General features: G+C 63.0%; 30 protein-coding genes and 7 pseudogenes. 13 read left to right on the top strand and 24 right to left on the bottom strand.

Annotation, left to right across the window (positions count from 1 at the left end; genetic code table 11):
* Positions 1 to 182: 182 nt before the first annotated feature.
* The 4 genes from K0H76_RS01300 to K0H76_RS01315 form a co-directional block, all read right to left on the bottom strand.
* The gene (locus K0H76_RS01300; RefSeq protein ID WP_258934183.1) at positions 183 to 1,091 is read right to left on the bottom strand and encodes a hypothetical protein; all 909 of its coding nucleotides are present in this window, start codon (positions 1,089 to 1,091) and stop codon (positions 183 to 185) included.
* Between the two features lie 308 nt (positions 1,092 to 1,399).
* The gene (locus K0H76_RS01305) at positions 1,400 to 3,103 is read right to left on the bottom strand and encodes an NERD domain-containing protein (protein WP_258934184.1); all 1,704 of its coding nucleotides are present in this window, start codon (positions 3,101 to 3,103) and stop codon (positions 1,400 to 1,402) included.
* 1,314 nt (positions 3,104 to 4,417) lie between these two features.
* A complete protein-coding gene (locus K0H76_RS01310; RefSeq protein ID WP_258934185.1) occupies positions 4,418 to 4,609 on the bottom strand; it encodes a hypothetical protein in 192 nt (63 codons plus the stop codon).
* Positions 4,606 to 4,890, bottom strand: coding sequence for a hypothetical protein (locus K0H76_RS01315; protein ID WP_258934186.1), 285 nt, complete (start codon positions 4,888 to 4,890; stop codon positions 4,606 to 4,608). Before K0H76_RS01315 ends, K0H76_RS01310 begins: the two co-directional genes overlap by 4 nt.
* Positions 4,891 to 6,282: 1,392 nt before the next feature.
* On the opposite strand from K0H76_RS01315, the gene dcm reads away from it, so the two are divergent.
* The 3 genes from dcm (at position 6,283) to K0H76_RS01330 (ending at position 8,694) form a co-directional block, all read left to right on the top strand.
* Positions 6,283 to 7,020, top strand: coding sequence for a DNA (cytosine-5-)-methyltransferase (gene dcm, locus K0H76_RS01320; protein WP_258934187.1), 738 nt, complete (start codon positions 6,283 to 6,285; stop codon positions 7,018 to 7,020).
* Positions 7,021 to 7,079: 59 nt separating this feature from the next.
* Entirely contained in the window at positions 7,080 to 7,397 is a 318-nt protein-coding gene (locus tag K0H76_RS01325) for a DNA cytosine methyltransferase (RefSeq protein ID WP_258935298.1), read from the top strand.
* Between the two features lie 865 nt (positions 7,398 to 8,262).
* Positions 8,263 to 8,694 (top strand): very short patch repair endonuclease, encoded by a 432-nt coding sequence (locus tag K0H76_RS01330; RefSeq protein ID WP_258934188.1) that lies wholly within the window; start codon positions 8,263 to 8,265, stop codon positions 8,692 to 8,694.
* Here K0H76_RS01330 and K0H76_RS01335 read toward each other — a convergent pair.
* From K0H76_RS01335 to K0H76_RS01425, 19 genes and pseudogenes are all read right to left on the bottom strand, one after another.
* Entirely contained in the window at positions 8,691 to 8,882 is a 192-nt protein-coding gene (locus K0H76_RS01335; RefSeq protein WP_258934189.1) for a hypothetical protein, read from the bottom strand. The two genes, K0H76_RS01330 and K0H76_RS01335, sit on opposite strands and share 4 nt — an antisense overlap.
* 529 nt (positions 8,883 to 9,411) lie before the next feature.
* Complete coding sequence (locus tag K0H76_RS01340) at positions 9,412 to 10,161, bottom strand: hypothetical protein (protein ID WP_258934190.1); 750 nt, start codon at positions 10,159 to 10,161, stop codon at positions 9,412 to 9,414.
* A gap of 164 nt (positions 10,162 to 10,325) precedes the next feature.
* A complete protein-coding gene (locus tag K0H76_RS01345) occupies positions 10,326 to 10,481 on the bottom strand; it encodes a hypothetical protein (protein WP_258934191.1) in 156 nt (51 codons plus the stop codon).
* Position 10,482: 1 nt separating this feature from the next.
* The gene (locus K0H76_RS01350) at positions 10,483 to 10,764 is read right to left on the bottom strand and encodes a hypothetical protein (RefSeq protein WP_258934192.1); all 282 of its coding nucleotides are present in this window, start codon (positions 10,762 to 10,764) and stop codon (positions 10,483 to 10,485) included.
* The gene (locus K0H76_RS01355; protein ID WP_258934193.1) at positions 10,761 to 10,928 is read right to left on the bottom strand and encodes a hypothetical protein; all 168 of its coding nucleotides are present in this window, start codon (positions 10,926 to 10,928) and stop codon (positions 10,761 to 10,763) included. The genes K0H76_RS01350 and K0H76_RS01355 overlap by 4 nt, the downstream gene beginning before the upstream one ends.
* Positions 10,929 to 10,937: 9 nt before the next feature.
* The gene (locus tag K0H76_RS01360; protein WP_258934194.1) at positions 10,938 to 11,360 is read right to left on the bottom strand and encodes a DUF4143 domain-containing protein; all 423 of its coding nucleotides are present in this window, start codon (positions 11,358 to 11,360) and stop codon (positions 10,938 to 10,940) included.
* Positions 11,361 to 11,364: 4 nt separating this feature from the next.
* Positions 11,365 to 12,129: an AAA family ATPase gene (locus tag K0H76_RS01365; RefSeq protein WP_258934195.1), complete on the bottom strand. Its 765-nt coding sequence runs from the start codon at positions 12,127 to 12,129 to the stop codon at positions 11,365 to 11,367.
* Positions 12,130 to 12,361: 232 nt separating this feature from the next.
* A pseudogene (gene mutM / locus K0H76_RS01370) lies at positions 12,362 to 13,305 on the bottom strand (bifunctional DNA-formamidopyrimidine glycosylase/DNA-(apurinic or apyrimidinic site) lyase).
* Positions 13,306 to 13,771: 466 nt separating this feature from the next.
* Positions 13,772 to 14,309 (bottom strand): annotated as a pseudogene (locus K0H76_RS01375) (YceI family protein).
* A 222-nt stretch (positions 14,310 to 14,531) separates the two neighbouring features.
* A complete protein-coding gene (locus tag K0H76_RS01380; RefSeq protein ID WP_258934196.1) occupies positions 14,532 to 14,663 on the bottom strand; it encodes a substrate-binding domain-containing protein in 132 nt (43 codons plus the stop codon).
* 2 nt (positions 14,664 to 14,665) lie between these two features.
* Positions 14,666 to 14,947 (bottom strand): substrate-binding domain-containing protein, encoded by a 282-nt coding sequence (locus tag K0H76_RS01385; protein WP_258934197.1) that lies wholly within the window; start codon positions 14,945 to 14,947, stop codon positions 14,666 to 14,668.
* A 422-nt stretch (positions 14,948 to 15,369) separates the two neighbouring features.
* Positions 15,370 to 15,495 (bottom strand): annotated as a pseudogene (locus tag K0H76_RS01390) (LacI family DNA-binding transcriptional regulator); the annotation flags it as partial.
* A 5-nt stretch (positions 15,496 to 15,500) separates the two neighbouring features.
* Complete coding sequence (locus K0H76_RS01395; protein WP_258934198.1) at positions 15,501 to 15,665, bottom strand: family 1 glycosylhydrolase; 165 nt, start codon at positions 15,663 to 15,665, stop codon at positions 15,501 to 15,503.
* A gap of 1 nt (position 15,666) precedes the next feature.
* Positions 15,667 to 16,716: pseudogene (locus K0H76_RS01400) on the bottom strand (family 1 glycosylhydrolase).
* The gene (locus K0H76_RS01405; RefSeq protein WP_258934199.1) at positions 16,707 to 16,874 is read right to left on the bottom strand and encodes a family 1 glycosylhydrolase; all 168 of its coding nucleotides are present in this window, start codon (positions 16,872 to 16,874) and stop codon (positions 16,707 to 16,709) included. The pseudogene K0H76_RS01400 and the gene K0H76_RS01405 overlap by 10 nt, the downstream one beginning before the upstream one ends.
* 66 nt (positions 16,875 to 16,940) lie before the next feature.
* On the bottom strand, positions 16,941 to 17,852 hold the full coding sequence (locus K0H76_RS01410; RefSeq protein WP_258934200.1) for a carbohydrate ABC transporter permease: 912 nt from the start codon (positions 17,850 to 17,852) through the stop codon (positions 16,941 to 16,943).
* A 25-nt stretch (positions 17,853 to 17,877) separates the two neighbouring features.
* Positions 17,878 to 18,818 (bottom strand): annotated as a pseudogene (locus K0H76_RS01415) (sugar ABC transporter permease).
* Between the two features lie 4 nt (positions 18,819 to 18,822).
* On the bottom strand, positions 18,823 to 19,128 hold the full coding sequence (locus K0H76_RS01420; protein ID WP_258934201.1) for a hypothetical protein: 306 nt from the start codon (positions 19,126 to 19,128) through the stop codon (positions 18,823 to 18,825).
* A complete protein-coding gene (locus tag K0H76_RS01425; protein ID WP_258934202.1) occupies positions 19,101 to 19,535 on the bottom strand; it encodes an extracellular solute-binding protein in 435 nt (144 codons plus the stop codon). Before K0H76_RS01425 ends, K0H76_RS01420 begins: the two co-directional genes overlap by 28 nt.
* Here K0H76_RS01425 and K0H76_RS01430 point away from each other — a divergent pair.
* Positions 19,525 to 19,689 carry a hypothetical protein gene (locus tag K0H76_RS01430; protein ID WP_258934203.1) on the top strand — a complete coding sequence of 55 codons (165 nt, stop codon included), beginning with the start codon at positions 19,525 to 19,527 and terminating at the stop codon, positions 19,687 to 19,689. The two genes, K0H76_RS01425 and K0H76_RS01430, sit on opposite strands and share 11 nt — an antisense overlap.
* Before the next feature lie 287 nt (positions 19,690 to 19,976).
* Here the strand turns inward: K0H76_RS01430 and K0H76_RS01435 are convergent, their stop codons facing one another.
* Positions 19,977 to 20,129: a hypothetical protein gene (locus K0H76_RS01435; protein WP_258934204.1), complete on the bottom strand. Its 153-nt coding sequence runs from the start codon at positions 20,127 to 20,129 to the stop codon at positions 19,977 to 19,979.
* A gap of 342 nt (positions 20,130 to 20,471) precedes the next feature.
* Here K0H76_RS01435 and K0H76_RS01440 point away from each other — a divergent pair, with 342 nt between their 5' ends.
* The 9 genes and pseudogenes from K0H76_RS01440 to K0H76_RS01480 form a co-directional block, all read left to right on the top strand.
* Positions 20,472 to 21,176: a DUF3662 domain-containing protein gene (locus K0H76_RS01440; RefSeq protein WP_258934205.1), complete on the top strand. Its 705-nt coding sequence runs from the start codon at positions 20,472 to 20,474 to the stop codon at positions 21,174 to 21,176.
* A complete protein-coding gene (locus K0H76_RS01445; protein WP_258934206.1) occupies positions 21,173 to 21,655 on the top strand; it encodes an FHA domain-containing protein in 483 nt (160 codons plus the stop codon). The genes K0H76_RS01440 and K0H76_RS01445 overlap by 4 nt, the downstream gene beginning before the upstream one ends.
* Before the next feature lie 7 nt (positions 21,656 to 21,662).
* Positions 21,663 to 22,384, top strand: a pseudogene (locus K0H76_RS01450) (protein phosphatase 2C domain-containing protein); the annotation flags it as partial.
* A gap of 186 nt (positions 22,385 to 22,570) precedes the next feature.
* A complete protein-coding gene (locus K0H76_RS01455) occupies positions 22,571 to 22,747 on the top strand; it encodes a hypothetical protein (protein WP_258934207.1) in 177 nt (58 codons plus the stop codon).
* Positions 22,748 to 22,772: 25 nt separating this feature from the next.
* Entirely contained in the window at positions 22,773 to 22,940 is a 168-nt protein-coding gene (locus K0H76_RS01460; protein WP_258934208.1) for a hypothetical protein, read from the top strand.
* On the top strand, positions 22,937 to 23,248 hold the full coding sequence (locus K0H76_RS01465; RefSeq protein WP_258934209.1) for a BofC C-terminal domain-containing protein: 312 nt from the start codon (positions 22,937 to 22,939) through the stop codon (positions 23,246 to 23,248). Before K0H76_RS01460 ends, K0H76_RS01465 begins: the two co-directional genes overlap by 4 nt.
* Positions 23,248 to 24,354 (top strand): FtsW/RodA/SpoVE family cell cycle protein, encoded by a 1,107-nt coding sequence (locus K0H76_RS01470; protein ID WP_258934210.1) that lies wholly within the window; start codon positions 23,248 to 23,250, stop codon positions 24,352 to 24,354. Before K0H76_RS01465 ends, K0H76_RS01470 begins: the two co-directional genes overlap by 1 nt.
* A 38-nt stretch (positions 24,355 to 24,392) precedes the next feature.
* The gene (locus tag K0H76_RS01475; protein WP_258934211.1) at positions 24,393 to 24,605 is read left to right on the top strand and encodes an FtsW/RodA/SpoVE family cell cycle protein; all 213 of its coding nucleotides are present in this window, start codon (positions 24,393 to 24,395) and stop codon (positions 24,603 to 24,605) included.
* Positions 24,606 to 25,211: 606 nt separating this feature from the next.
* A pseudogene (locus K0H76_RS01480) lies at positions 25,212 to 25,937 on the top strand (penicillin-binding transpeptidase domain-containing protein); the annotation flags it as partial.
* Between the last annotated feature and the right edge of the window lie 203 nt (positions 25,938 to 26,140).

The following is a 26,140-nucleotide window of genomic DNA, read 5'->3' on the forward strand; positions in this document are numbered from 1 at the left end:
AGGATGAGCACCCCTAACTCGCAGAACATCGTCTTTTCCACGCTCGGCCTCACGCAGCGGCAGGTTTGAGCGCACCTGCTGGTAAAGCATGGCCTCATTGGCCCATCGGAACGCCCTCTGCGCTATGGGGTCAGAGCCAACCAACTGCCACCCCTCCTGCATGCGGTCGAGTGCTTGCTCAGCTAAAGCCATGTGGCGACGAGCAGCCTCGCGGAAGCGCTCAGGAGGTCCTCAATCTCAGCTTGTCGCGCGCTTATCCATTCGCCATAGAGACGAAGAACCGTTTCGACTTGTGCCTGGCCATTGGCAGTCCCTTGAGCAAGCTCCTGCATACTGACGGTGACAGCCTGACGCTGTCCTTCCGAATCAAGACAGTAGTTCCCGTCCTCGTCAGTCAAGTAAACGTTGGGCGTCAAACTGACAACCTCATGGATTGGCAGAGCGACGGCACGGACTGAACTTACAGAGAGGTCCCCACCGCCTTCCCACTCAGCAGCACAACCGTGCCCAATAGCGTAGGTACGCTTCTTGCGGTACAGCAGGTCGATCGACTGCTCTTCTTCGTTACGGTCAACCGCCTCGACTTCGGGATACGGCTCAACCACAAGACCGCCAGCAGCGTTTACAGCAAAGCCCATCTGGAAGAAGGTACTGCTCGGCCCGGTTCCCGCTACCTGATTGACCACCGCCACCGTCACCAAGCGCAAATCCGGATCATCGACTCTGGGGACGGGACGGCTAAAAACCCGGGTTGTCGGCGTAATACTAGGTTGGTCACCCTGCGGCGTGGTATTGATATTTTTGAGTCGGTTGATTTCGTGCGTAAGGACACTACCGGGCACTGACCCAGTAAGTGTGAAGGGTCGGCGACGCCACCAGTTCACTGCTTTCGCAACCCCAGGGATGTGCACGTTGATCTTGTCGTAGTAGGCGCCGGTTACGTTGAGGTCCAACGAGCCGTTTTCCGGAATGCGGCATTGGAAAGAGATCGCCATAGCTGAGGGCTTGAAGCTATTAGCGTCGGTCAAATCAAAATCATCGGAGTCCGCCTCATCGTGCCGCAACGCACCTCGACTCTCCGGGGCGGCCATGCGGATCTTCCGCGCTATGGGGGACACCCGGCGCAGCGATGGGCTCAGACTGATTGAGTTCCGCGCCAACACCAGAGGCACCGCTGTGGAGCACTCCGACGCCGTAGCGCGTGAGCGGCGTGCCAACCGTCAGAATCTCCTGTCCGGTGCTGCTGTCATAGAACTGTCCACGGCTCTCTTCTGCCGTGGCGAAGGTGATCGTGCCTCTAGAACAGTCGAGTGGTTCTCCAGCAGGCTCCTCCGAATCAAGGGGCCGAACAATTCACGCCGGAGCTCGGCTTCAACGACGGCACGGGCCTCGAGTCCGCTCACGCGGTGCCTCCTAGAATGTTATGGAGTGTTCTGGATTCAACTAATGCGATTAAACGGTCAGTGGCACGTGTAAGCCCCACATAAAGCAGCGACTCGAAATTCTCGGCAGTACTGGACACGTCGAGATCAGTCACCACAACCGCAGGTGCTTCGAGACCCTTGAATGCGTGGATAGTGGAATACCTCACTTGCCCCGGACGAGCGCCACGGCCATCGGCAGGCTTCAGTATTTGGCGGAGCCAGGGATCGCATGTCATGGCTGCGGTGGAGGCATCTCGGAGGGGACTCAGGACAACAATCTCCCTGAGGTCATAACCTTCGTTCTTTAACCCACGAATCGCTGAGCTAAGAAGTTCGGACTGATCCTGCCATGCGTGGTACTGGCGAAGAACTGGATCGATACCATCGTCTTGGCGCCGAAACTGTTGGTAGCCAGGTTGCAAGTCGCTAAGTAAATTCACCTGGTAGCCGATACGTGGCAGGTTTCGGCAGTTCTGTATTAACTTATGGATCGAGAGATAGGGAATGCGCGATCGCAGCAGCTCCCGTCCTGACTCGCCTTCGAAGATTGCCTGCCTTTCGAAATCACCGAACAGCAGTAGCCGTCCCTCTTTCAATCCGCCTGCGACCATAAGGTCTAAGACATCGAGGTAAAGATCAGTGGCGATATCTTGCACTTCATCAATGACTAGAAAGTCAGAGAGCTCCGAACTACCGCGCTCGACGAGAGTTTCTATCGCACGCTCCGGCAACTCCACATTCCAAAACAAGGAGCCCGCGCCCTCCGGGATTCGCTCAAGCGCCGCCAAACGGATCAACTCCTGGTGAAATGTCCGGACACTGAGTCCGTCCAGGCCCTCTAGATCACTGGCAAGCTGTTTCCCGAGAAAGCGATTGAAACAGAGCAATTGGCCCTGCTTCCCGGCTGCTATCTCACGACGGGCAGATTCCATTGCCAGAAACGTTTTTCCAGAGCCCGCTGGCCCCGCGAACAATACGGTCTGATTCTCCGAAGCGGCATCAAGTCCTAGGGCCTGTTCCTCAATGAACGCATCCAGCTGAGCCTCGCGGGCACGTCGACGATCCCCGGCGGCAGTAACCAACTCGAATTTCGGACGCAACAAGTTAACGATTCGCTCTGCAGTCTGATCATCCGGCCCGAGACCTCCATAGGAGAAGTATTTAACCTTCTCGTCGAGATGCGTGGAGCCTGCCCAAAGTGTGCGCAGAATCGCTGCAGGCGCGGATTTCAAGTCTTCAGAATCCATTACCTGCCAGGTATGCCATTCCGGGGTCACTGGCAGCATAGCGCGGGCTCGAACCCCAGTGAACCAGACCGCCGAGAGCATCGGGATGCCGCGAAGATTGACCTTCCTCTTCTCCAAGAAGGCGCGCAGGCTGTACATCGCCTCACTCGCCTGCTGGAATGGCCCTCGCGCCGTAGGCGCGTCTTTGCCTAGCTTCCAGGTCCCTTCCCCACCCCGATCAATCGTCCGGTGTGACTTCACCTCAATGACGAGAATGCCAGTCTCGGGGACGACGACGACGAAGTCAGCTTCACCTTCTACCTGGCGAACATGATCTGCGATGCCAAGTGAATGAAGAACCATCCACTCGTCGGTACCCACGCTGTCTCGTAGTGCCGCGTAAATGGCCTTCTCGCCCGGTGGGGCATCCTCTGAGCAGAAGCCGGGGATCATTCGAGCCACTGCCCACCCTGATCTTCAAACGGCACCCTTGCATCGTGGCGGGGCACGATTTCGGTAAACGGCGAAACGGCTAATACCCGAGTCGCGAGGATCCCCGAAATCCTTCCGTATCGACATCGAGACTGAGGTGGCCGTAGTTATACAATACCGATAAGTCCGCAACGTCCACAGCAGCTTCAAGTTCTTTTCTGATCTTGGCGCTTACTCGGTAGAGGGTCTTGCGGAGCAAGGTTGCGTGATCAACGGTTGGTTGGACGGTAACGCCTAGCCATCGCAACAGTCCTCGAAGTCTTGATCACTCAACGGCCGGATGAGACTTGGAACGGTCCACGCCCGTGATCGATCAGCAGTCTTCACTCCAGCATTATGCAATTGTTTAACCACCTGGTCGTATCCAATCGCGTTAATCTTATTCTCCAATAATCTCTTCCAGGAGACCTGCGATCGGTGAATGTCAGCGCCATTAGAAAGCTGCGCAATCGCTTCTTGGTACAGCGCGCTGCGCTCAGTCTCACCTTGCCGGAGGACAAGATAAGTACCTGGTTGTACTGCTAGCACATCCGTGTAAGTAACACGCTCACCCACAGGCGCATCGGGATCAAGAGATCGAATACGCTCCCCTCATCTAGCCACATCGCCAGATCCCCGCTCAGGAGCACCTTTCGCGCTTCGACCTCCTCACTTGTAGGTTTACGGTCGACGTTACGCGAAGTGCCCCAGACCGGCTCGGGGGTGTATCTCTCCTCTGCTTCAGCTTCGGAAGCCAACTCCGAGACAGGTTCCGCTGTCTCGCCTTCCACGAAGATTCGCGCGTCCACGCGAATGGCCCCTCTGCATGCTCAGCAATAACCGACCGCGGAACACGGCGGTCCCTGAACCAGGCGGGTGTCAAGAAGCTCACTGCGTCCGTAAGAGGAGCTGTTACTAGTGCCGAAGGGTAAAACCGTGGTGGCCCGATAACGTACAGCTGCTCCCATGCACTTACATTCCTCTGAAGCTCACTAGCAGTAAACACCCTGATGCCGTCCTTCCCGACCCACGCCGAGACGGCTGCAGCTGCGGAACGACCTGCGCCAACCACAGCAACCGAGTCAGCGCCGACCTCTTCAATCGATTGAAGCAGCAGTGCTCCCACAGCCGAGTCGGTCGACGCCACTTCGATAGCAGCGGCGTCAATTTCCTGAAGGAGCTCCTCAGCATTAACGGCGTAGCGCACTCGTCGAGCGTGCTTAGTGACCTCCTCTGCCATTCTTGGGAGGCGAGAGCTGTATTCCGCTGGCTGCGGCTCCGTAACCCGACACCATCTCAAAGCCTTGGCCGCCCCAATGAGGTCATCGAGGAGGTCTCCTGTTCGTCCTTAGCCAGCATCAAAAGTCGGCGCAGCGCAACATTGAAACGCGCCCCTGGAGGATCTCCGACGGCAACAATCTCCATGCCGTGTCGAACGAGATTGGCAGAAGCCACGTAACGCTGATTCAGTGCGTCAATACGGCTCATAGTGCCACCGTGAAGGCCAGCGCCTCGACACCGTCAGGAGGTTGCCAGCCGAGGTCGCTCATAAGCGACAACGGCTCACCGCGCGTGTTCCTCAGCTGCATTACGAGCTCGGCCACCGACTCGTCAGCTACGGAACGATCAAGAACACAGATAACTACCGGAGCTTCGATGTCTCCCAGGTACTTAATCGCCCCACCGCCATCCAATATGACCGCGTTCAAGTCCTGTGGAAGCGGTAGAAGGTCAGCGAGGCGGGCAGAGGAAAAAGGCGCGTAGACCATGTTGCTGCCCTAGGTGTCTTGGGCTTGAGCACCGCTCTAATTGAACTCGGCTTTGAGCAGTCCGATTCCTTGGCTAAATATGCGTCCAGATCGTCCTCCAGCCATTTCATAGTGCCTACGATCGCGAGATCTGCCGCAGGTTGTGCAAGCCGGGCGTCCCAATCACGATCCCAGCCAGCCATGAGTTCAACGCTTCCTGGCTCGGGACGAGGCTCCCGCTCGGGAGTCTCCAGTCCATCCAAAGGAGCCACAGCGCGCAAACAATCGACTCGCCACCTGGAGCCCGCAAACTGAGCTCGCGGCGGACTCACAGATTCGTCCAGAGAGAAAAACCCCGTGATTACTTCGCTGGCATTTACCGCGCGCAGGAGTTGGCCTGGCTCCACCTGCCTCAGCATCACGAGAGGGTCAGGCAAGGTCGGCGCCTCGCTCGCGAGCATCCAGCCGCTACCAATTAGGACTGCAGCGAAGTCGCGGCTGGGGACCGAAACAGTAATAACCAGCTGGCGATCACGATAGCTCTGATAATGCCGCGCAGCCCGAGTCCCTAAAGCCAACATTGGGCCAATCCAGTGCGCAGCCCGACCGGGCTCGTCAGGGACTTCGGAGAGCACCAGTCGAGTCCTAATGCTGTTCGAGCTGACCAATCGGGCACCTCCTCTTGTATCTTCAGCCTTCGGGCTTTCTACAAGGGGAGCCTAGCGAACCCCGGACAAGGCTTGTCGCCCTGTACGGGGTATAAGGCTGAGGCCCCTCTTCCGCGACGTTTCCTACAGCTAAGCAGATCTCTTCGAAAGGCGAATCTGGCTTCTGCGCGCAGTCATTGGTGCAACGAACTGCCCCTGGCAGCCCGCCACCCGGGCCCTGGGGCTTCAAAACTAGGCCTCTACTTGCTGGCTAAACTGATTCTGAAACCCACGTTACTTGCCCCATGAGACCTGCTGGACTCCGGAGGTAGTCCTCAAATGGCACGACCCCTGTGTGGACACACGAGGAAACAATTCTGGCCGTAGACGTCGCCGAGGCCCTGCGCTGGCGAGGCGTCAACAACAAGACGCCAGAAGTAATTCAGCTCTCTAAGCTCCTACGCGCAGCTCGGATCCATCCCGGCGCTGAAACTAACCCCAAGTTCAGGAGTCCCAATAGCGTCGGACGCAAAATCAACAGTCTTCGAGCCTGTCACCCGGACCATCAAGGTAAGGGACTCCGAACAACTCGAGCCGAACACGCAGCGGTAGAGATTCTCCTTAGGGAGCGGACAAGCACGAAGCAACGTGCAGCAGAGATTCGACGCCGTTTGCAGCTACAAGTTTAACGGTTCGCGACGGCGCGGACTCTTGTCATGCCCGACCGGCAGACTATTCTCTTCTACATCGCTTACTAAGGAGTCCCATGTCGAAAACCCTCTCGACGCTGGAAATCTGCGCCGGTGCCGGCGGGCAGTCATACGGGCTCGAAGCTGCCGGATTCGACCATGCCCTTGCTGTCGAGATCGATTCCGACGCGGCCGCGACACTGCGCCTTAACCGACCTGATTGGCACGTCCACGAAGGTGACGTGCGCGATATCAACGGCACACAGTATCGAGGCCTTGACCTGCTCTCGGGCGGTGTTCCCTGCCCTCCCTTCAGCATGGCGGGAAAACAGCTCGGCGCTGAGGACGAACGAGATCTCTTCCCAGAGGCTCTTCGACTGATCCGCGAGGCGCGGCCACGCGCCGTCATGCTAGAGAACGTCCGTGGTCTCGCGTCCTCACGCTTTGAGACTTACAGAAACTCGATCCTCAGCGAACTCGGAGCCCTCGGTTATAGGTCAGAGTGGAAGCTCGTTTACAGCTCCAACTTCGGCGTTCCTCAGCTCCGCCCGAGGTTCATCCTCGTTGCACTGCAAGACGGCCTTGAACAGCACTTCCGCTGGCCAGACCCCGTAGAGACGAAGACAACCGTCGGCGAAGCACTTCTGCCCCTCATGGCCGAAAATGGCTGGGCAGGCGCCGAGCAGTGGGCCCGTAAAGCAAACGACGTTGCCCCCACCATCGTAGGCGGCTCGAAGAAACACGGTGGCGCAGACCTCGGGCCTACTCGAGCCAAAGGGCGTGGCTCGAGCTCGGAGTCGATGGGAAGGGCGTAGCGAACGAAGCACCTCTGAAAGACGACCCCGTCGATATGATTCCCCGACTCACGAACCCGATGGTTGCTCGTATTCAGGGATTCGATGCCAGCTGGAAATTCCACGGCCGGAAGACCTCGACCTACCGTCAGATCGGCAATGCCTTTCCCCGCCCGTCGCAAAAGCAATCGGTGGTGCCATTAAGGCTGCGCTCGATGCAAGCGACCGACTCGCTTCCGTGGAAGCCCCGGCACCTGCGCTTAAACAGACTGTTTAGGACTACTTCTCATCCACACGCGGGGCGGGCTCTGAGATGGCGTCCTCCGGCCTGGCACGTCGCCACCAGCGGGCGCCTAGCTGGACCCCTCGCCGGGTTCAGCAGGTACAACCCTCACTGAGATGTACTCGTCCGCGAGAGGTTCCTCCACCCCAAGGCCACGGGCGATCTCCTTGTGATACTTACCGCTCAACAAAAGATAGCCATCCTTCTGCAGACCGTCCCGGGCTCCCCGTTGTATCGCAGCCTCTTCTGGTGATCGAGCTGCTGAGCCACCGTAGCGACCGAGTTCCGGTGAACGATATGCCCTTCAGCTTCCTTGAATAGCACCTCAAGTTTCCGGGTGCCCCTGCGTTCTTCCTACCCTCAGGCGCAAACACCATGTCTACTTTCATAGGCGGAAGCTGCAACAAGATGTTGGGACGGAGCCGCTCGTGACGCCACAGCCACTTGATGGCATTGTTTCCCTCGGGGCTTAGCTGAGACTTTGCGTCACGGTTCGTAGAAGTACGCCGGTTTTCCTCTGTAACCCTGACGAGGCCAAGAGACCAAATGGCGTCCTGATCACTCCCAGTAGCTACGAGAGCGATCTTGTCGAAAACCTCTGGCGGCAGCATCCAGCCACCGTCCTTCTGACTCCATTTGGCATCGACCTCATGCCCTCAATCTCAAAATCCGTGGACTCGCCCCCTTTGAAACCAAACTCGCGCTGAGCGTTGATTTCAAACAACGAACCAAAGTGGGTCTTCTCTGTTTTCATGAGCTGCTCCCAACGGAAACGCCCAGTGATCGACCCCTGGTAAACCTGATCGTAGGTTTCACGGATTACTCGCGCCCAGCGGAGCCCGTCAGGATCTGCGAGTCGGAGCGCGGATTCCACGGCAAGCAGCGCCTCGTCTGTGGTAAAAGGTCCGATTGCTTAGCGGTCATCCAATAACTCCTCCTCAACGGCTATTCCCAGACTATCGCCGTAAAGTGCCATGACGATGATTGATGACGCATCATGGGCAAAGACCCCGGCCGTGCGGCGCAATATGCAATCAATTCGCTCCCGCGACACTAAGCCTGAGCTGCTGGTTCGTCGCGAGCTGCACAGACGCGGCTGGCGATTCCGCGTGGCCTACCGACCCTTGCCCGAAGACCGACGCCGCACCGTCGACATCGCGTTCACCCGCCTGAAGGTCGCAGTGCACATCGACGGGTGCTACTGGCACGGGTGCCCCGAACACTTCGTCCCACCCAAGACCAACCCCGACTATTGGATGCCCAAAATCCAGCGGAACACCGACCGGGACAAAGACACCGACCAGAAGCTCCACGCCGCAGGCTGGACAGTCCTCCGCTTCTGGGAGCACGAAGACCCCGCCACAGTCATTCAACGAATAGAGGCCGCCCTGCGAACAGCCGGGAACGCTTAAGAGGTTCGTCCCTCCGCCAGGAGCGCGGGCGCGATGATGTCGGTCAGCAGCGGGGCGAGGTCGTCGTTGTCCTGCAGTTCATCCTGGGGAACCCACCGGACCTCTTCGATCTCCGCAGCGGGCTGGATGCGAGAAAGAACCGCCTCCGCGTCGTCGTCGAGCCTCACACGGAAGGTGTCGCACACCACCGTGAAACCGGGCTCGTTCGCCGTTTGCTGCCGAGAACTCACCCATCGGCTCGAGCTGACCCAAGTCCAGCTGCAGGCCTGTCTCCTCGAACGTCTCCCGCAGGGCCGTCTCCGCGCCGCGCTCCCCGGCTCCGGCTTCCTCCCGGCTGCATGAACCGGTCAGTCCCCGCTTGCGCACCGTCAGCACGCGCCCCGCAGCATCCGTCAGAACCACCGCAGCCACACGGACCACCTCAGCCTCAGCACCAGTCACGCTCGTGACGTTAGCAGGACGCACAGCGAATCAGTCGCCCACAGGGCTGGCGTCTGTCTGGTTCGAGGGGAACATGGCCTCGACGAGCATCCCCGCCGCATCTCTGCTCTCCCCGCCCATGGATAATGATGGCCGACCATCAGCGGGCTGCTGTTGACCTCGAGAACATGGGGGCGTCACCCTTGCCGTCCCGGGGCAGAAGCATGTCCAGACCAGCCACCCTGAGCCCCGGAATGGCCTGGGCCACCCTCTCCGCCATCGCAATCTCCTCAACGGTCAGATCATCAGTGGCGTCGTGCGCCTCTCCCCGCTGCTCACATTGGAATTCGACCGCAGCCACACCCGCTGGCCGCGCGCAGGAACGCTGTCCAACGTCATGCCCACGGAAGACAGCTCGCGAACCACCACATCGTCGATGGGTATCTGAGCATCCACGTAGATGGAGTTGTTCGACTTGGTCCTGAGCCGGTTCTTCTTCCGAATGAGCTTCCGCACGGACGATCTGCCGTTGCCGATCACATGCGCGGGCACTCGGCGCTGGGCCGCAGCCACTTTCCCATAGATGAGAAGCACACGGTGCTCCACCCCATCCACGAAACGCTCCACGAGCACCTCCCCAGCGGCCTCCGCGACAACGGCGAAGGCCTCCTCGAAGTGCTCCCAGTCCGCGACTCCCACATGCACCAGATCGCCCTTGCCCCCATTCGGAGGCTTCATCACCACAGGGAGGTCGTAGGCGGCCCAATCCCAGGCCGCGCGAACCTCATCCGCGCCGAAGACAACATTCTCTGGGGCATTGACCTTGTGGCTCCGCAGCAGGCGGGCCGTCACGTCCTTATAGCGCACGCACCGCTGAGCAAGGACTTTGTTGATGTTCGACTGAGCGCCGTCGAACCACACTCGCCGTTTGCCGCGCTGCAGCGTCAGGCGCCCATAATCGTCGGAATAGAGACGAATTCCGCGCTGGATGGCGCGGTGAGCGATCAGAGTGCTGGTGGGGCCGCTGATGATATTCAGCTGCTCCAAATGCTTACGCGTCTCAGATAAATTCACCAAGCACCCTTTCGACCTCACCGCACGTGGGGTCCTGCGCCTGCCGAGGCCCCAGATTCGCCCTACAGTCTAGACGGCTTGGGGCCTCGAGCCCTGCGGCGCAAGCGCGCAGCGATGCGCACCACCATCAGGCGGTGTCACTCCTGCTCGCGGATGAAGCGGTGAAGGTCCTCCGCCGAGATTGGACGGAAATGCCACATATCCACCCCCACGTTCACCTGCAGCGTTCCGCCCGGCGAACGGCTCACCGTCCAGTCGTCGTGCACGTGCCCGCAGATCAGCGTCTGACCCAAGTCACGCAGCCGGAACTGGGCATGACGATCCTCCTCCGAGTGCGAATCCCCGCATAGGGAAGTGATTCAGCAGCACCGCCAGGTCACCTTCACCGGGCGCCACTTCGGGCAGAGTCGCCTGCGCCTGGGAGACCACCGCGTCGAACCCCGCATCCAGGTACCGGCGCACGTTCAGGTGGCCATCCCGCTCCACCGGTGAGCAGAGGTCGTGGTTCCCGGAGACCAAATACTTGGTGCCGTTCATACGCGCCAAGTAGCCCAGCCCCTGTGCGCGGTCCTTCATGGCGTAGTCCCCAGCACCCATACTTCATCATCGGGGCTCACCGTCTCGTTCCACCGGTCGATCATCGCCTCGTCCATCTCAGCCACATCAGCGAACGGACGGTCGCAGTACCTAATGATGTTTGCGTGCCCGAAATGATGATCCGAGGTGAAGAACGTGGTCATGCACCCAGGCTAGTCACCCAACAGCCCCAGGGGCACGACCGCGACTCCATCTGAACGGCGGTAGGCATATTTCCCCGAGTAGAGCATTACGAGATCCGAGACCCGGTCCGGCATCTGCTCACGCAGCCAGTGCAGATGCTTGACGTGCGCATCTGTAATGTGCGCCGACAGTTTCACCTCGATTCCGACCACGGAGCCGTCGAAGGCTTCGACAATGAGATCCACCTCCTGGCGTCCGGCCTTCGTCCTCAAGTGTCCTACACGGGCGTCTATGGCCTCAGCAATCACCCTCACTGACAAGGTCGCCAGAGACTCGAAAAGGGGCCCGGCCATCGCCGCGCCTTTGGGGCCACCGAGATCCTGTGCGCTCAGCCCCAACAGATGGGCCGCCAGCCCGGGATCAGCCAACTGGTGCTTCGGCGCGAACTGCAACCACTTAAAGGGGTTGTTCAGAGCCGGGCTCCAAGCTTAAGCACAGGATCCAGGAGCCACAGCTGCGTGAGCTGATCGCGATAGGCGATGGTGGTGCTTTTGCAGGCTGGTGACCGTCGCCGCTAGTAGTGGAATCGAGAATGTTCGAGTATGAAGTGGTCTGCGACGAAGCTGCCGCGTAGGCCGTCAGCCAACGACGGAGCGTCTCCGGACGACGCACCGCATATCCCTGATCCGGCATCTCCCTATCCACGATCCTACGCAGATACGTTTCGAGGCGGCGTCGCGCTCCCCGGGGCGGCAAAGCGTATATACCGGGAAAGCCGCTCTGGGTAATCGCGGTGTAGTAGTCGGAGGCACCCAGCACAGACTCTCCGGTGACCTTCTCGGCCTCGCCCCTCAGCATTTCCGACAAACTGACAGTCGGAGTCTCTACTCCTCGCTCGTGCAAAGCCATGGGCCGCATGCGGACAGAGGTGATCCGGCCTGCGCCCGAATGCGTGCCGCTTCCCGGAGCAGGCGATGCGCTTCCCGTCAGCAAAAACCTTCCAGTAAGCGCTCCCTCATCCACTCGCCGCCGCACTGAATCCCAGATGGGCGAGTAGTGCTGCCATTCATCCAGAAGGAGCGTGCCATCAGGCGCACTTTCGAACGTAGGGTCTGCCTGAACAACCGCACGCTGAGCCTCATCATCGAGGTGCCACGCGTGGTCTGCACGTCGCCGCGCCGTTTCTGTCTTTCCAACACCCTTTGGGCCGTCGATCGCCACGGCTGGTTCATAGGCGAGGAGCTCGTCGAGCTGAGCATCGATACTTCTCAGGCGATATTCCACGACTCTACGCTACCGTTAGAACACCTTCTACGCTACCTCTGGAACAATCCCTACGCTACCGTTTGAACACGTTCTACGCTACCTTTGAACACCCAGTCGGGTGTCGTGCGACTCGCTGACCTGGGCGGTTCCGTGTTTGCACACGTTTTCTTACCGCGTTTGCACACGCTCACCAGCGAGCGTTTCGGGGCACCGGCTGGCAGGCTGGGCAGAAGTAGCTGCTGCGGCCCATGAACTTCTCCCGGCGGATCGGGGTCATGCACCGCGGGCAGCGCCTGCCCTCCTGGCCGTAGGCGCTCAACGAGCGGTCGAAGTATCCGCTCGCGCCGTTCACATTCACATACAGGGCGTCGAAGCTGGTGCCGGCGGCGAGCGCATCCCCATCACGTCCTGCAGGCTCGCAAGCAGCAGTGACGCTTGAGCGCGGGTCATCGTCTCCGTGCGACGGGCGTAGTGCAGCCGAGAGCGCCACAGGGCCTCGTCCGCGTAGATGTTGCCAACCCCGAGACCATCGCCTGATCCAGCAGGGCGCGCTTCAGGCCCGTACGCCGCCCCCGCAGGATGCGGAAGAAGCGCTCGGCCGTCATCGCTGCCTCCAGCGGGTCCGGGGCGATATGCGCCGCAGCGGCTTAACACCCGACGAGCGTCCACGCCCTGGGCTTCCTGCACCACGGAATCCGGCACGAGTGGGCTGATCTGCATGCCGCCGAAGATCCGCTGATCCACGAAGCGCAGCTGATCAGGAACCGCCCCGTCGTCGGCAGCCTCAGTCCGCTGCGTCGGCGCACCGAGATGCAGGGTGACCTTGAGGTGCTTCTCCAAAGGAGCCTCGGCCGCCTCCATGAGCACCTGCCCGCTCATCCCCAGGTGGATCATCAGCGCCTGGCTCGGCGCCGCCTCAGTCTCGCTGCCCAGCGGGATCCACAGGAACTTACCTCGCCGCTCCGGCGCGAGGAGCGTCCGACCGATCAGCACGCGACGGAAATGCTCGGGGCCTTCCGCATATCGGCGCAGGCTGCGTGCATCATGGACCTGCGCCTCCGTGACGGCGCGGCCAGCCGCCCACGACTCCACACCCCGTCGGACCACTTCTACTTCAGGCAGCTCAGGCATGGCTTGCTCTCCTCACCACACCTGACAACCATTCACCAAGGTCACTCGTCGGCATTCCGCTCTTCTGCCGCTTCGGTGCTGCGTTCGTACACTGTTGTCCTATCTCCCTGGCCACCATGCCGTCGCACCATGCCTGCATCCACCAGCAGGCCCAAGCCGTACCGCGCCTGCGACAGGGACAGCCCAGTAGCCTCAACAATCTTCTGGCATCAGCGCGCAGCTGTGACCACGCGCACTGAAAATCAGTCTCATTCACCATCACACTTAGAAACTCTGCCTCAGACATCGAAACTTTGGATCCATTTTCAGAGTTTCGATGTCTGCGGGCAGTTTCGCTCAAAGTTTCTGTGTGAGACCCCGTGGGCATGACGAAGCTTCCGAGGCAGGTACGGCACGAGACACACTGAGGGCCCGGGCACTGCCAGTTCGGCAGCACCCGGGCCCTCAGCGGGGAAAGGGGTAAGAATCAGCCCTGGTGGACGAAGGCGACCTCGATGTCGAGGGTGACCTTGTCGCCGACCAGAACGCCGCCGCCTCAAGCGCGGCATTCCAGTTCAGGCCGAAGTCGTTGCGGGAGATGACGGCGGATGCGGAGAAGCCGGCGCGGGTGGCGCCGAACGGGTCCACAGCCTGGCCGCCGAACTCCACCTCGAAGGTCACCTCGCGGGAGACGCCGCGAATGGTGAGGTCACCGGTCATGTCGAAGGTGTCGTAAGCGGGGCGGATGCCCTTGGTGACGAAGGTCAGCTCGGGGTACTGCTCAGCGTTCAGGAAGTCCTCGCCGCGGACGTGGGCGTCGCGGTCCTCGTTCTTCGAGTTGAAGGACTCGGCGCGCACGTGGGCGTCGACCTCGAAGGTGCCCTCCTGAGCAACCTCGAGGGTGCCGGTGGCCTCCTGGAACACGGCGCGCACCTTCGAGATGCTTAGGCGTGACGCACGGTCAGGCCGATCTCGGAGTGGGCTGCGTCCAGGCTCCAGGTGCCGGGGGTAAGTGTGATGGCCATGATGATCTCCTCAGGTCTGCGTGATTCGGACTCGCGGTCCGCTCAAAGTGCCAGCACGCGCCGTAGACGACACGCACTGTCGAACTTAGACAACTAAGCTGTGCACCATCTTATTTCAAATTTGAAGATCTGTCACTCCCTTTCTCCCGCACCCCGCTCACCCCGACTCGCGAAGCACCAGATTCGTCGACAGCAGCCTCGACTCCGCCGTCTTCCCCGCCATCAGATCGGACAGCATCTCCACCGCATTGTGCGCCAGGCCCGCAGCGCGCCCTCCACCGTCGTCAGCGGCGGGCGCGCCAGCCGGGCCACCTCAGAATCGTCATAGCCGATCACCGCGACCTGCTCCGGCACGCTCACCCCCGGATCTGGAGCTCCTGAAGAGCAGGCACCGCCATCAGGTCGCTGGCCACGAAGATCGAATCAAGGCCCGGGTCCCGCTCCAGCAGACGCACGGCACACTCCCCACCTGATGCCGCCGTGAAGTCTCCGACCTCCACCAGATCATCCTCAAGCCCCGCCTCAGCCATCGCCCGCCGAAACCCCTCCAGACGGTCCGAGGCCGCAGCCATGTCCTGCGGACCAGCAATCGTCGCGATGCGGCGCCGCCCACCGTCCACCAGACGCCTGACCGCCATCTCGGCCCCCGGACGTTGTCCACATCCACATAGGGCAGCCCCACATCCCCGGCGTACGGTCGTCCGATGTACACCGACGGGAGCCTCGTCTCACGCAGGACCTCAGAGATCCCGTCGTCGAGGTGGTGCGAGACGATGATCGCCCCATCCGTGTACCCGCCGCGCAGATACCGCTCAATCTTCTCCCGCTTGCCCGGAGGGGCGACCGCCAGCAGGACCTGCACCGGCGAATCCGCCAGCTTCGTATAGACCGCACCCAGAATCGCGGAGAAGAACGGGTCCGTGAAGATCCGGTCCTCTGCCTCCGGCACCACCACCGCGATCGAATCGGCCTCCCGCCGGACCAGGGACCGCGCCGCACGATTCGGCCGGTACCCGAGGCTGAGAATCGCTGCCTCCACCGACTCCCGAGCAGGCAGACCCACCCGAGGGTCCTGATTGACCACCCGGGAGGCCGTTGCCCGAGAGACCCCGGCCTGCCGGGCCACATCCTCCAGCGTGGGCTGTCTGGATGCCTGCCCGGCAGACTGGGTATGCGTGGTTGGCATGCTTCCTAGTTCACCACACCGCTGGAGGCTACTCCCGAGTACCAGCGTGCGGACGCCTTAGGGGTCCGCTGCTGCGTCTCGTAGTCCACGCGGACGATCCCGAACCGCTTCTCGTAGCCCAGCGCCCACTCAAAATTGTCCAGCAGAGACCACACGAAGTATCCGCGCACATCAGCGCTTAGCTTCGACGGCCTCATGCACTGCGCCCAAGTGCCGCCGGATGTAGTCGACACGGTCAGCGTCGTCCACATACCCGTCGGCGTCCGCGACGTCATCGAACGCCGCCCCGTTCTCCGTGACATACATGGCCACACCCGCAGGCCCGGTGTACTCACGGTGCAGGCGCACCAGCAGATCGCGCAGCGCCTCCGGGAAGATCTCCCAGCCCATCGCCGTCTGCGGCAGACCGCGACGCACCGGCCGCACATGCTCGGATCCCACATTCGGGCTCGGCTGCCCGCCGACCCTCGCCTGCGCCGCCGCAGCCGAGGCCTCCTCAGGCTCCGCGCCGGTCAGGAGCTCACCGGTGTAGAAGTTCACGCCGAGCACATCAATGGGTGCCGAGATGGTCTCCAGATCGCCCTGCTGCACCAGCCCCTCCGGCCACAGGCCCTCCTGGTCTCGCAGCACATCCTCTGGGTAGGCACCGTGCAGGATGGGCTCGATGAAGAACCGGTTGAAGGACCCGTCCAGACGACGAGCCGCATCCGCGTCGCCGCGGCTCTGCTCATCGGCGGGACGATAGTCGGTGAAGTTCAGCGTCAGGCCCAGCTCCAGCCCCTCGTCCCGCTCGCGCAGGGCCCGGACCGCCAGCCCATGGGCCAGCAGCAGGTGGTGGGCCGCCGCCAGCGCATCAGGGCCATGGGTCCGGCCCGGGCGTGCACCCCGCGGCGTATCCGAGGAACGCGGCGCACCACGGCTCATTCAGCGTCGTCCAATGCCGCACCCGGTCCCCAGTGCCCCATGGAGGACCCGCGCATACTCCTCGAACGCGTAGGCCGTCTGCCTGTTCGTCCACCCGCCCTCATCCTCCAGCGCCTGCGGAAGATCCCAGTGGAACTGAGTCAGCCACGGCATGATCCCTGCTGCCAGCAGCTCATCGACCAGGTCCGAGTAGAACTTCAGTCCCTCCGGGTTCACCGTCCGCCCATCCGGCATCACCCGGGACCAGGAGACGGAGAACCGGTAGACCTGCAGGTTCAGGGACTTCATCAGCGCCACATCGTCGCGGTAGCGGCGGTAGTGGTCGCAGGCGTCGTCCCCGTGTGGCCGCCGATGACCTTGCCCGGCGTCTTGGAGAATGTGTCCCAGATCGAGGGGCCGCGGCCTCCGGCGTCGTGCGAGCCCTCCACCTGGTATGAGGCGGTGGCCGACCCCATAGGAAGGACGCGGGAAGGTGACCTCGCCCGCAGGTGAGACCGCGTCGAGGGGTTGGGTTGAGGTGGTCATGCTTTCACAGCTCCTTGCATAATTCCGGACACGAGCTGGCGACCCGTGAAGACGAAGAGGATGAGCAGCGGCACCGTCGCCAGGGTGGCGCCCGTGAGGACCAGCGAATAGTCCACGAAGTGGGCCGCCTGCAGCTGCTGCAGGGCCACCGGAAGCGTGGGGTTCTGAGGCCCCAGCACGATGAACGGCCAGAAGAAGTTCGTCCAGTTCAGGACGAACGTGAAGAGGAACAGCATCGCCGCGGCAGGACGCGCCGTAAGCAGGCACACATGGATGAACGTCCTGATCATGGAGCAGCCGTCCATAGTGGCCGCCTCGATCAGCTCATCCGGGATGGCCTGGCGCAGGTACTGGGTCATCCAGAACACCCCGAACGCCGTCACCAGCGCCGGCACGATCACAGCCATCAGCTCACCCGTCCACCCCAGGGCAGCCATCACCTGGTAGAGCGGAACGACGCCGAGCTGCGTGGGCACAGCCATGGTCGCGATCACGAACACCAGCAGAGGGCCCGACCCGCGGAACTTCAGCTTCGCGAACGCGTAGCCCGCCAGGGTGGAGAACAGCACCACGGACAGCGCCGTCGTCGTGGAGACGATGATGGAGTTCGCCGTGGCCCGCCAGAACGGAACCGTGTCCATGACCGTGGCCGCGTTGCTGAAGAAGTTGCCGCCGAACCACCCGGGGAAGCTCGTCTCCGCCAGGATCGTGGAATGGTGCGAGCCGATGAGCACGCTCCACCACAGCGGAAACAGGCTGCCCAGGATCACCGCGGTCAGGCACCCGTAGACGATGAAGCCTGGCCGCCGCTGCGCTCCGCCGGGAGACGAACGGCGCCGCCGTCCCAGGGTGCGTCTCGCGTCGGCCTCCCGGTCCACCGGAGCAATAGGGGCTGCGTCTGTCGTCATGGGGATCCTCTCCGTGCGAGACGCTTCAGCAGCGACGGTCGCGCTGCCCTCCCGCCTCGCCGTCAGCGATGCGGCGGGTGATGGTGAAGTTGATGATGCCGATCGCCACGATCAGCAGGAACAGCAGCACCGCCACGGCGCTGGCCGTCCCGAAGTCGGAGCGGGTCCAGCCCAGCTCATACAGATACAGGGTCATGGTCCGCCACTGACCGTCGGTGCCTCCGCGGCCGTACTGGTCGTACATGCGCGGCTCATCGAAGATCTGCAGGCCCCCGATCGTGGAGGTGATCACCACGAAGATGATCGTGGGCCGCAGCATCGGCACGGTGACCGACAGGAACTGACGGACCTTGCCCGCGCCGTCGAGCTCCGCCTGCTCGTACAGGTCCCGCGGGATCGCCTGCATCGCGGCCAGGAAGATCAGCGCGTTGTACCCGGTCCAGCGGAAGTTGACCATGCTCGCGATGGCCAGATGGCTGGGCAGCACATCCGACTGCCAACCGATGGACCCCAGCCCGATCGCCTCCAGCACCGAGTTCACCAGGCCGAAGCGCTGGCTGAACAGGTTCGAAAAGATCAGGGCCACCGCCACCGGGGTGACCACATAGGGCAGCAGCACGCCCATTCGCCAGAACGTCCGGGCCCGAAGGTGCGTATCCAGCATGTAGGCGATGATGATCGCCAGCACCACCTGCGGCCCGGTGGAGAGGACGAAGATGCTCAGGGTGTTGCGCAGCGACACCCAGAACGCCGACTGCCCCAGCACCTGGACGAAGTTCTCCAGCCCGATGAACTCGCCCTGGCCCATGATGAGGTCCCAGTCGTGCATGGCGACCCAGCCGGTGTAGACCAGGGGAAGAGCCCCACCACCGCGAAGAGGATGAAGAACGGACTGATGTAGAGGTACGGAGAGTACTTCCGGTCCCAGGCCGAGACCCGGGACCGGAGCGGAGCAGGCGCACTCATCCGACTACTTCATCGCCTCGATGTCGTTGACGAACTTGTCCCACGACGACTCGGGGTCGTCGATGCCGTCGACGTCGACGCGGCCCAGGGCATCCTGGATGGCCACGTTGATCAGCAGGTAGTTGGGGCCCTTGTACGGCTGGACCTCGATGGCCTCGGCCCGGTTCGCCAGGATCTGGCCTACCGGGGCGTCGTTGAAGAACTCGTCCTCATCCTCCTGAATCTCATCGGACTCCAGGGCCTCGACGGTGGACAGGAACGCCCCGATCGCGTCGAAGGCCTTCACCTGCTGCTCGGGGCCGTCAGCCACGCGGCAAGCTCCTTGGCGGCCTCAATGTTCTCCCCCTGGGTGGGGACCGTCAGGTAGGAGCCTCCCCAGTTGCCTCCGCCGCCGGGAAAGACGTCGGCGACGTCCCAGCCCTCCACACCCGCAGCATTGCCCTCGATGACGCCGAGCATCCAGCCCGGGCAGAGCATGGTGGCGAAGCCGTCGCGCTGGAAGGCGTCGGACCAGTCGCCCGACCACTGGGAGAGCCCGGCGGAGAGCTCGTCCTCCACGCTGGCCTCGAGGAGCTGGTCATAGAGGCTCCGGACCTCATCGTTGGTGTCGGCGATGATCTCCCCGTCCTCGGTCTCGTAGGGGACCTCGACCTGGTTGATCATTCCCTGCCAGACGTTGTCCGAGCCGGAGAACCAGGGGACGTCCGTGGCCTCCACGAACTCCTGGCCCACCTCGAAGTACGTGTCCCAGTCGCCGTCGATGAGCTCAGCGACCTCGTCACGATCCGTGGGGAGGCTCTACCTCCTCGAACAGGTCCGAGCGGTAGCAGAGCGCCTGCGGGCCGCTGTCCGTGCCGTATCCGATGAGTAAGCCGTCGTCGTCCTGGCCCTCCTCGTACTTCCAGTCCAGCCACCGGTCCTCCAGCTCGGGGTCGCCGAGGTCCTCGAACCGGTCGGCGTACTGCTTGAACTCAACCAGCCAGTCCAGCTCGACGGCCTCAATGTCGCTGGCGCCCGAATCGGCGCCGAGGGAGTTCCGCAGAGAGTCGCGGGCGTTCTCCGCGGTGTCGACCTTGTTGTGCTCGATCCGTATGCCGGTCTCCTCCTCGTATTCGTCGAAGAGATCCTCGTAGCCGAATTCGTTGAATGTGGTGACGCTCAGGCTCTCGGGAGCTTCTGCCTCCTCGGGCTGGCTCTCGGCGGCGTCCCTCCGCAGGCGCTGAGGCCCAGGGCCAGGACGGCCAAAGCCCCGGTCAGGCGGACGGGAGTCCCATAGCGGGACAAGGGGTGAACAGCTTCTGTGGTGCTCACGATCTCTCCTTAGATCTCAGGGAGGCGATATCAGCAGCCTCGATGCTGCGAGAGCGCTCTCACGATGTGATGAGAGTAGCATTTTTGTGGCGTCCGTCACACCCTTGGCGCAAACACTTCAGGCGACGTCAAGCCCGGGCTGATGGTCTCTTGGGGCGAATGACACCCCGGGACGTAGAATGTTCCGCGACACTGCCCGCAGTGCGCCGTTCTTCTCCACAGCATCTCGGCGTACGCATGACACCCGAAGGAGGCAGCTGTGGGATTGCTCGACTCACTGGAGCGCGGCATCGAAAAAGCCGTCCGCAGCGCCTTCTCGCCGCATGGAGGAGCCTCGGCCCCGTGGAGATCGCAACAGCCGTCCGCCGGCACATGGACCGCGAGTCCACCCAAGCACCCAACGGCGCCACCCTGGTGCCGAACCTCTACAAGATCCGCCTCTCCGAAACCGACTTCCAAGAGGCCAAGAAGTACGGCTCCGCCCTGGCGGAGGAGCTGTGCCAGGAGATCATCCGCCACGCAGACTCCCAGAGCTATACGCTCTTGGGCTCGGTCAGGGCGACGTTCGTGAAGAACACCGAGCTCAAGCGCGGCCAGATGAGCATCGAGACCACCACCGACGCCGGAGCAGCCCCGGAAGCTCCCGCAGCGCCGAAGGCCGCGGCTCAGCCGACACCAGCCGCAGGCCCCGAGGCCACCGCCGCCCTGCCCACCAGCATGGCTGCTGCCGGAGCCCAGGCCGCCACGACCACAGCCATCCTCGAGCACGCCGGAAACACCTACCCCTGGGGAGGACACCATCATCGGGCGCTCATCCTCAGCGGACATCACCATCACCGACACCGGGGTCTCCCGCCAGCATCTCGAGATCTTCGAGCACGAAGGCCGCTGGTACGCCCGCGACCTTGGCTCCACGAACGGGTCCTCGGTCGAAGGTCAGAAGCTGAGCCCCTCCACCGGCGACGCCGAGCTCTACGACCAGGCCACCATCGCCATGGGCAACGCCCGCCTCAGATTCCGTCTGGGGTGACCCGGAGAAGCCTATGAGCGAACTTGCCATCACCGTCCTGCAGTTCGGCCTCCTGCTGCTGCTGTGGATCCTGATCCTCTCCATCATCGCCGCCCAGGGCCGCGACATGATGGTCTCCCGCCGCACCCGCGGCGGCGCCGCAAACCCCGCAGCCCCAGCCGGGCAGGCAGCCAGCGCCGAGCAGGCCACCGTCCAGCAGGCGCTACCAGCGGCCCAAGCCGCGGCGGCTCGTCGTCTCCGAGGGCCCGCACGTGGGCACCGAAGTCACCCTGGGCTCCTCACCCGTCATGCTCGGCCGCGCCCAGGAGTGCACCGTCGTCCTCGAGGACGACTACTCCTCCGGACGCCACGCACGCCTGTTCCCGCAGGGTCCCGCTGGTTCATCGAGGACCTGGGATCCACCAACGGCACCTGGCTCGGCGACGAGCAGCTCACCCGCGCCTCCACCGTGGAGCCGGGGACCGGATCCGCATCGGCAAGACCGTTCTGGAGCTGAGAACCTAGTGGCGCTGGTGTTCCGTTTCGCCGCACGCTCCGACGAGGGCGTGGTGCGCTCCAAGAACGACGACTCCGGATACGCCGGACGGTTCTTCGCCGTGGTGGCCGACGGCATGGGCGGCCACGCAGGCGGCGACGTCGCCTCCGCCTCCACGGTGCTGGACCTCGCGCACCTGGATACGCGCGGCTTCGCGGAGCCTGAGACCGTCCTTCCCGATGAGATCCAGACTGCCAACGCGTTCCTCTCCAAGCTCGTGCAGACCAACCCCAAGCTCACCGGGATGGGAACGACCATCACCGCGCTGCTGATCACGGACAACCGGCTGCAGTTCGCCCACGTGGGAGACTCCCGTGCCTACCGGCTGAAGAAGGGCCGCTTCCGGCAGATCAGCAAGGACCACACCTTCGTGCAGCGGCTGGTCGACGAAGGCCGCCTGGACCCGGAGGCCGCCGAATACCACCCGCACAAGAACGTGCTGATGCGGGTGCTCGGCGACGTCGACGCCTCCCCGAGCTGGACATCACCAGCTTCCCCCTCGAGGTAAGCGAGCGCTGGCTGCTGTGCTCGGACGGCCTCAACGCCATCGTGTCCGACCGGCTCATCGAGCAGAAGCTGCGGTCCACCCTGTCGCTGGAGCAGATCGTCGACGACCTCACCAAGCTCACCCTCGACGGCGGCGCCCCGGACAACGTCACGGTCCTGGCCCTGGAGGTGGTGGACGCCGATGAGGCCGACCTCGCCGACTCCGACTCCCTCCCCTCTCCGAGGAGGCCGTGGCTGCGGCCGAGAGCCCCCACGAGTGGGAGGTCGATGCGCGGCAGACCATGGAGATGGAGCTCATCCCCGTGGTGAACAAAGAGGCCCTCACCGGCCACGACTACGACGACGCGGAGCTCTCCCCTGTCAGCCTCTATGGTCCGCTCCACCATCGGCGTCCGCCCGCACGTGCTCGTGGGTGCCGCGACCACCGCCACCGAGACCGGAACGATCACGCTGGTGCCCCGCAACGTCGACGAGCACCCGGTGCCCGTCCTGACGGGCCAGCCGCTGAAGCCGGTGCGGCACACCTACTCCGAGATGCTCGCTTAGCTACGACCCGAACCAGACCGCGCCTATGACCCGAGCCTCCGACGACTCAGCGCCCGTGGACCCCGAGGACACTGACGAGCCCTCAGAGTCCGAGGGGACTTCGGCCTGGAGCTGGACGACGAGGAGGTCGACTCCATTGCCCAGGCCCGGCGGCGCCACTCCTGGTTCCTTCCCGTCTTCGTGGCGCTGGTGACACTGCTCATCGGGATGATCGCCTTCATCGGCTACGTCTGGACGCAGCAGCAGTACTACGTGGGAGAGGACGACGGGGAGGTCGCCATCTACAACGGCGTCTCCCAGCAGCTGGGGCCCATCAGCCTCTCCGAGGTCAATGAGCATTCCGGCATCCCGCTGCAGGAGCTCAGCTTCTATGAGCGCGAGCGCCTGCGCTCCGGCATTCCGGCCGACGACCGACGCCACGCCGAGCAGATCGTCGAGACCCTGCGCGCCGACGCGGACCTGCCCGAGAATGCGGACCTTCCCGAGGACGGTGAGCAGTGATGCCCGCCCCGACTGAGACCTACCGGCCCCGCCGCAACATCGAGCTGCTCCTGCTGCTGATCGCACTGATCATCGGCGTCGGCGCACAGCTGCTCGTCGGCCTGAGCATGGACCAGAGCCTGGAGGACACCCACTACTGGGTGACCGGCGGCCTGTACGCGGCCATGGCCCTCGGCTTCCACGTGGTGCTCAGGCTCCGCGCCAAGTACGCCGACCCGTTCATCCTGCCGATCGTGGTGACGCTGAACGGGCTGGGGATCGCGATGATCCACCGGCTGGACCTCACACCGAACTACGCCGACGTGGCCACCCGCCAGCTGGGCTGGACCGCAGTGTCCATGCTCGCTGCGGTGCTGCTGCTGTGGTTCCTCAAAGACCACCGCAGACTTCGCCAAGTCACCTACATCTCGCTGCTCGCCAGTGTCGTGCTGCTGATGATGCCGATGCTGCCGGGCATCGGCATGGAGCTCAACGGCGCCAGAGTCTGGGTGAACCTGGGCATCGCCACCTTCCAGCCCGGCGAGCTGGCCAAGGTCACCCTCGCCATCTTCTTCGCCGGATTCCTGGCCAACAACCGCGACCTCATCCTGCTGGCGGGCAAGAAGATCGGGCCCCTGAGCCTGCCGCGGGTGCGGGATCTCGCACCGCTGTTCATCGCATGGCTCGCCGCCCTGGGCGTGCTGATCATGCAGAACGACCTCGGCACCGCTCTGATGTTCTTCGGGCTCTTCGTCGCGGTGATCTATGTGGCCACCTCGCGCATCTCCTGGATCCTGATCGGCGGCGGATTCATCGTCGCCGGTGCGGCCCTGGCATTCATGTACGTGCCCCACGCCCAGCAGCGGCTGCAGATCTGGCTGGACCCCTTCAACCAGGAGATCTACGAGCGCCAGTACGGCGGCTCGCACCAGGTGGTCCAGGGCCTCTTCGGGCTGGCGAACGGCGGACTGACCGGCACAGGGCTCGGCTCCGGATCGCCCCAGATGGCACCCCTGGCCAACTCGGACATGATCCCGGCAGCCTTCGGCGAGGAGCTGGGCTTCATCGGCCTCGCCGCCATGCTGATGCTCTACCTGCTGCTCTTCAGCCGGTACATGCGCGCTTAAGCATCGGAACCCGCGACTCCTTCGGCAAGCTGCTCGCCGTGGGCCTCGCCGTGGTCCTGGTGCTGCAGGTCTTCGTCGTGGTCGGAGGGATCACCCGAGTGATCCCCATGTCCGGCCTGGTCTCGCCGTTCCTGGCAGTAAGCGGCTCAGCCCTGCTGGCCAACTGGCTGATCGTCGCTCTCATGCTCCTCATCAGCCACTCGGCGCGCCAAGCCCGTCGTACTGGGCAGCATGGTCAACACCTCCGGTGAGGGCGCCTCCGGGACCGAGCACCCCTGAAGTGGCGCGACACCGGCGAAACCCAGTAGGCCCGCGACGCCCAGGCCGCAGGAGGTGAGCGATGAACCGCGCGATCCGCCACACCTGGATGGTCTCCATCGCCATGTTCATGACTCTCCTGGTGGCCCTGAGCCTGATCCAGGTGGTCCTCACCGAAGACCTCAACTCCCACCCGAACAACGCCCGGCAGACCATCCAGCAGGTGGCGCACCCCGCGGACCCATCACCGTGGAGGGAACTCCGATCGTGGAATCGGTGGAGTCCGAGAACTCCGTGTACGACTACCAGCGGGTGTACAACGAGCCGGAGCTCTACGCCTAAGCATCACCGGCTTCTACTCGACGAGCGAAGGCGCCCCCGCCGGCATCGAGCAGGCCGAGAACGACTTCCTCACCGGGCAGTCCGACTCCCAGTTCATCGACCGAGTGACCACCCTGTTCACCGGCGACACCATGCACGGAGCCCAGGTGGAGCTGACTCTCGACCACTCGATGCAGCAGGCCGCCTACAACCTCATCCCCAACGACGCCCGCGGCTCCATCGTGGTCACAGAGATCGAGACCGGCGACGTGAAGGCGATGGCCTCGAAGCCCAGCTATGACCCGAACGAGCTGGCTGTGCACTCCAACTCCCAGTACACGGAGAACCGCTCGCGCATCATCGACCAGGTAAGCGTGGACCCCTACAGCTTCCGGCCCCTCAACTCACCGATCTTCCCCGGCTCGTCCTTCAAGCTCGTCACCGCAGCCGCCATGCTCGAATCGGGCGACTACGCGCCTGACGACGAGCTGGACAACCCGCCGGAGATCGACCTGCCGGACTCGTCCAACACTCTGCCCAACTTCCGGGACGGCGGCTGCGGGGCCCAGTCCCAGGCTGAGCTGAACTGGATCTTCGCGAACTCGTGCAACACGCCGTTCGCCGAGGCCGCCATGGACATCGGCCAGGGGACCATGCTCGAGACGGCTGAGGCCTTCGGCTTCAACCAGCCGCTGCGCATTCCCAACCACGTCACCGCCTCGAACTTCCCGCAGGACGACATCGAGGATGCCTTCCTGGCACTGAGCTCCATCGGCCAGGACAACGTGACCGCCACCCCTCTGCAGATGAACATGGCAGCCGCCGCCGTCGCGAACGACGGAGCCATGATGCGCCCGCAGCTGGTCGACACCATCCGGGGCTCCGACCTCCAGATCCTCTCCCAGCCCGCTTCGGAGGTGTTGAATGATGCCATGAGCTCCTCCACCGCCGCAGACATCGCTGACATGATGGTGGAGACCGCCGAAACAGGCACCGGAGCAGCCGCATCCGCGCAGACCAGCCATGACATCGCCGTCAAGACCGGCACCGCGGAGACGGGGAGGACGGCGAAGTGCACTCCTGGATCACCGGGTTCGCGCTTACCGATGAGCCGCAGTACGCGATCACGGTGGCCTATGAGCGCACCAGCTACAGCGCTACTCCTCACTCACAGCAGGAAACTTCGCAGCGATGGTGGAAGAGGTGA

Source organism: Nesterenkonia pannonica, assembly GCF_019575955.1.
GTDB classification, from domain to species: Bacteria; Actinomycetota; Actinomycetes; order Actinomycetales; family Micrococcaceae; genus Nesterenkonia; species Nesterenkonia pannonica.

Bases quoted from the DNA above. Each gene is read 5' to 3' on its own strand.
- K0H76_RS01300 (WP_258934183.1), bottom strand. From the start codon at position 1,091: ATGGCCGCCCCGGAGAGTCGAGGTGCGTTGCGGCACGATGAGGCGGAC.
- K0H76_RS01305 (WP_258934184.1), bottom strand. From the start codon at position 3,103: ATGATCCCCGGCTTCTGCTCAGAGGATGCCCCACCGGGCGAGAAGGCC.
- K0H76_RS01310 (WP_258934185.1), bottom strand. From the start codon at position 4,609: ATGAGCCGTATTGACGCACTGAATCAGCGTTACGTGGCTTCTGCCAAT.
- K0H76_RS01315 (WP_258934186.1), bottom strand. From the start codon at position 4,890: ATGGTCTACGCGCCTTTTTCCTCTGCCCGCCTCGCTGACCTTCTACCG.
- dcm (WP_258934187.1), top strand. From the start codon at position 6,283: ATGTCGAAAACCCTCTCGACGCTGGAAATCTGCGCCGGTGCCGGCGGG.
- K0H76_RS01325 (WP_258935298.1), top strand. From the start codon at position 7,080: ATGGTTGCTCGTATTCAGGGATTCGATGCCAGCTGGAAATTCCACGGC.
- K0H76_RS01330 (WP_258934188.1), top strand. From the start codon at position 8,263: ATGATTGATGACGCATCATGGGCAAAGACCCCGGCCGTGCGGCGCAAT.
- K0H76_RS01350 (WP_258934192.1), bottom strand. From the start codon at position 10,764: ATGAAGGACCGCGCACAGGGGCTGGGCTACTTGGCGCGTATGAACGGC.
- K0H76_RS01355 (WP_258934193.1), bottom strand. From the start codon at position 10,928: ATGACCACGTTCTTCACCTCGGATCATCATTTCGGGCACGCAAACATC.
- K0H76_RS01385 (WP_258934197.1), bottom strand. From the start codon at position 14,947: ATGGCGGTCAGGCGTCTGGTGGACGGTGGGCGGCGCCGCATCGCGACG.
- K0H76_RS01405 (WP_258934199.1), bottom strand. From the start codon at position 16,874: ATGGGGTCGGCCACCGCCTCATACCAGGTGGAGGGCTCGCACGACGCC.
- K0H76_RS01410 (WP_258934200.1), bottom strand. From the start codon at position 17,852: ATGACGACAGACGCAGCCCCTATTGCTCCGGTGGACCGGGAGGCCGAC.
- K0H76_RS01445 (WP_258934206.1), top strand. From the start codon at position 21,173: ATGAGCGAACTTGCCATCACCGTCCTGCAGTTCGGCCTCCTGCTGCTG.
- K0H76_RS01455 (WP_258934207.1), top strand. From the start codon at position 22,571: ATGGTCCGCTCCACCATCGGCGTCCGCCCGCACGTGCTCGTGGGTGCC.
- K0H76_RS01460 (WP_258934208.1), top strand. From the start codon at position 22,773: ATGACCCGAGCCTCCGACGACTCAGCGCCCGTGGACCCCGAGGACACT.
- K0H76_RS01470 (WP_258934210.1), top strand. From the start codon at position 23,248: ATGCCCGCCCCGACTGAGACCTACCGGCCCCGCCGCAACATCGAGCTG.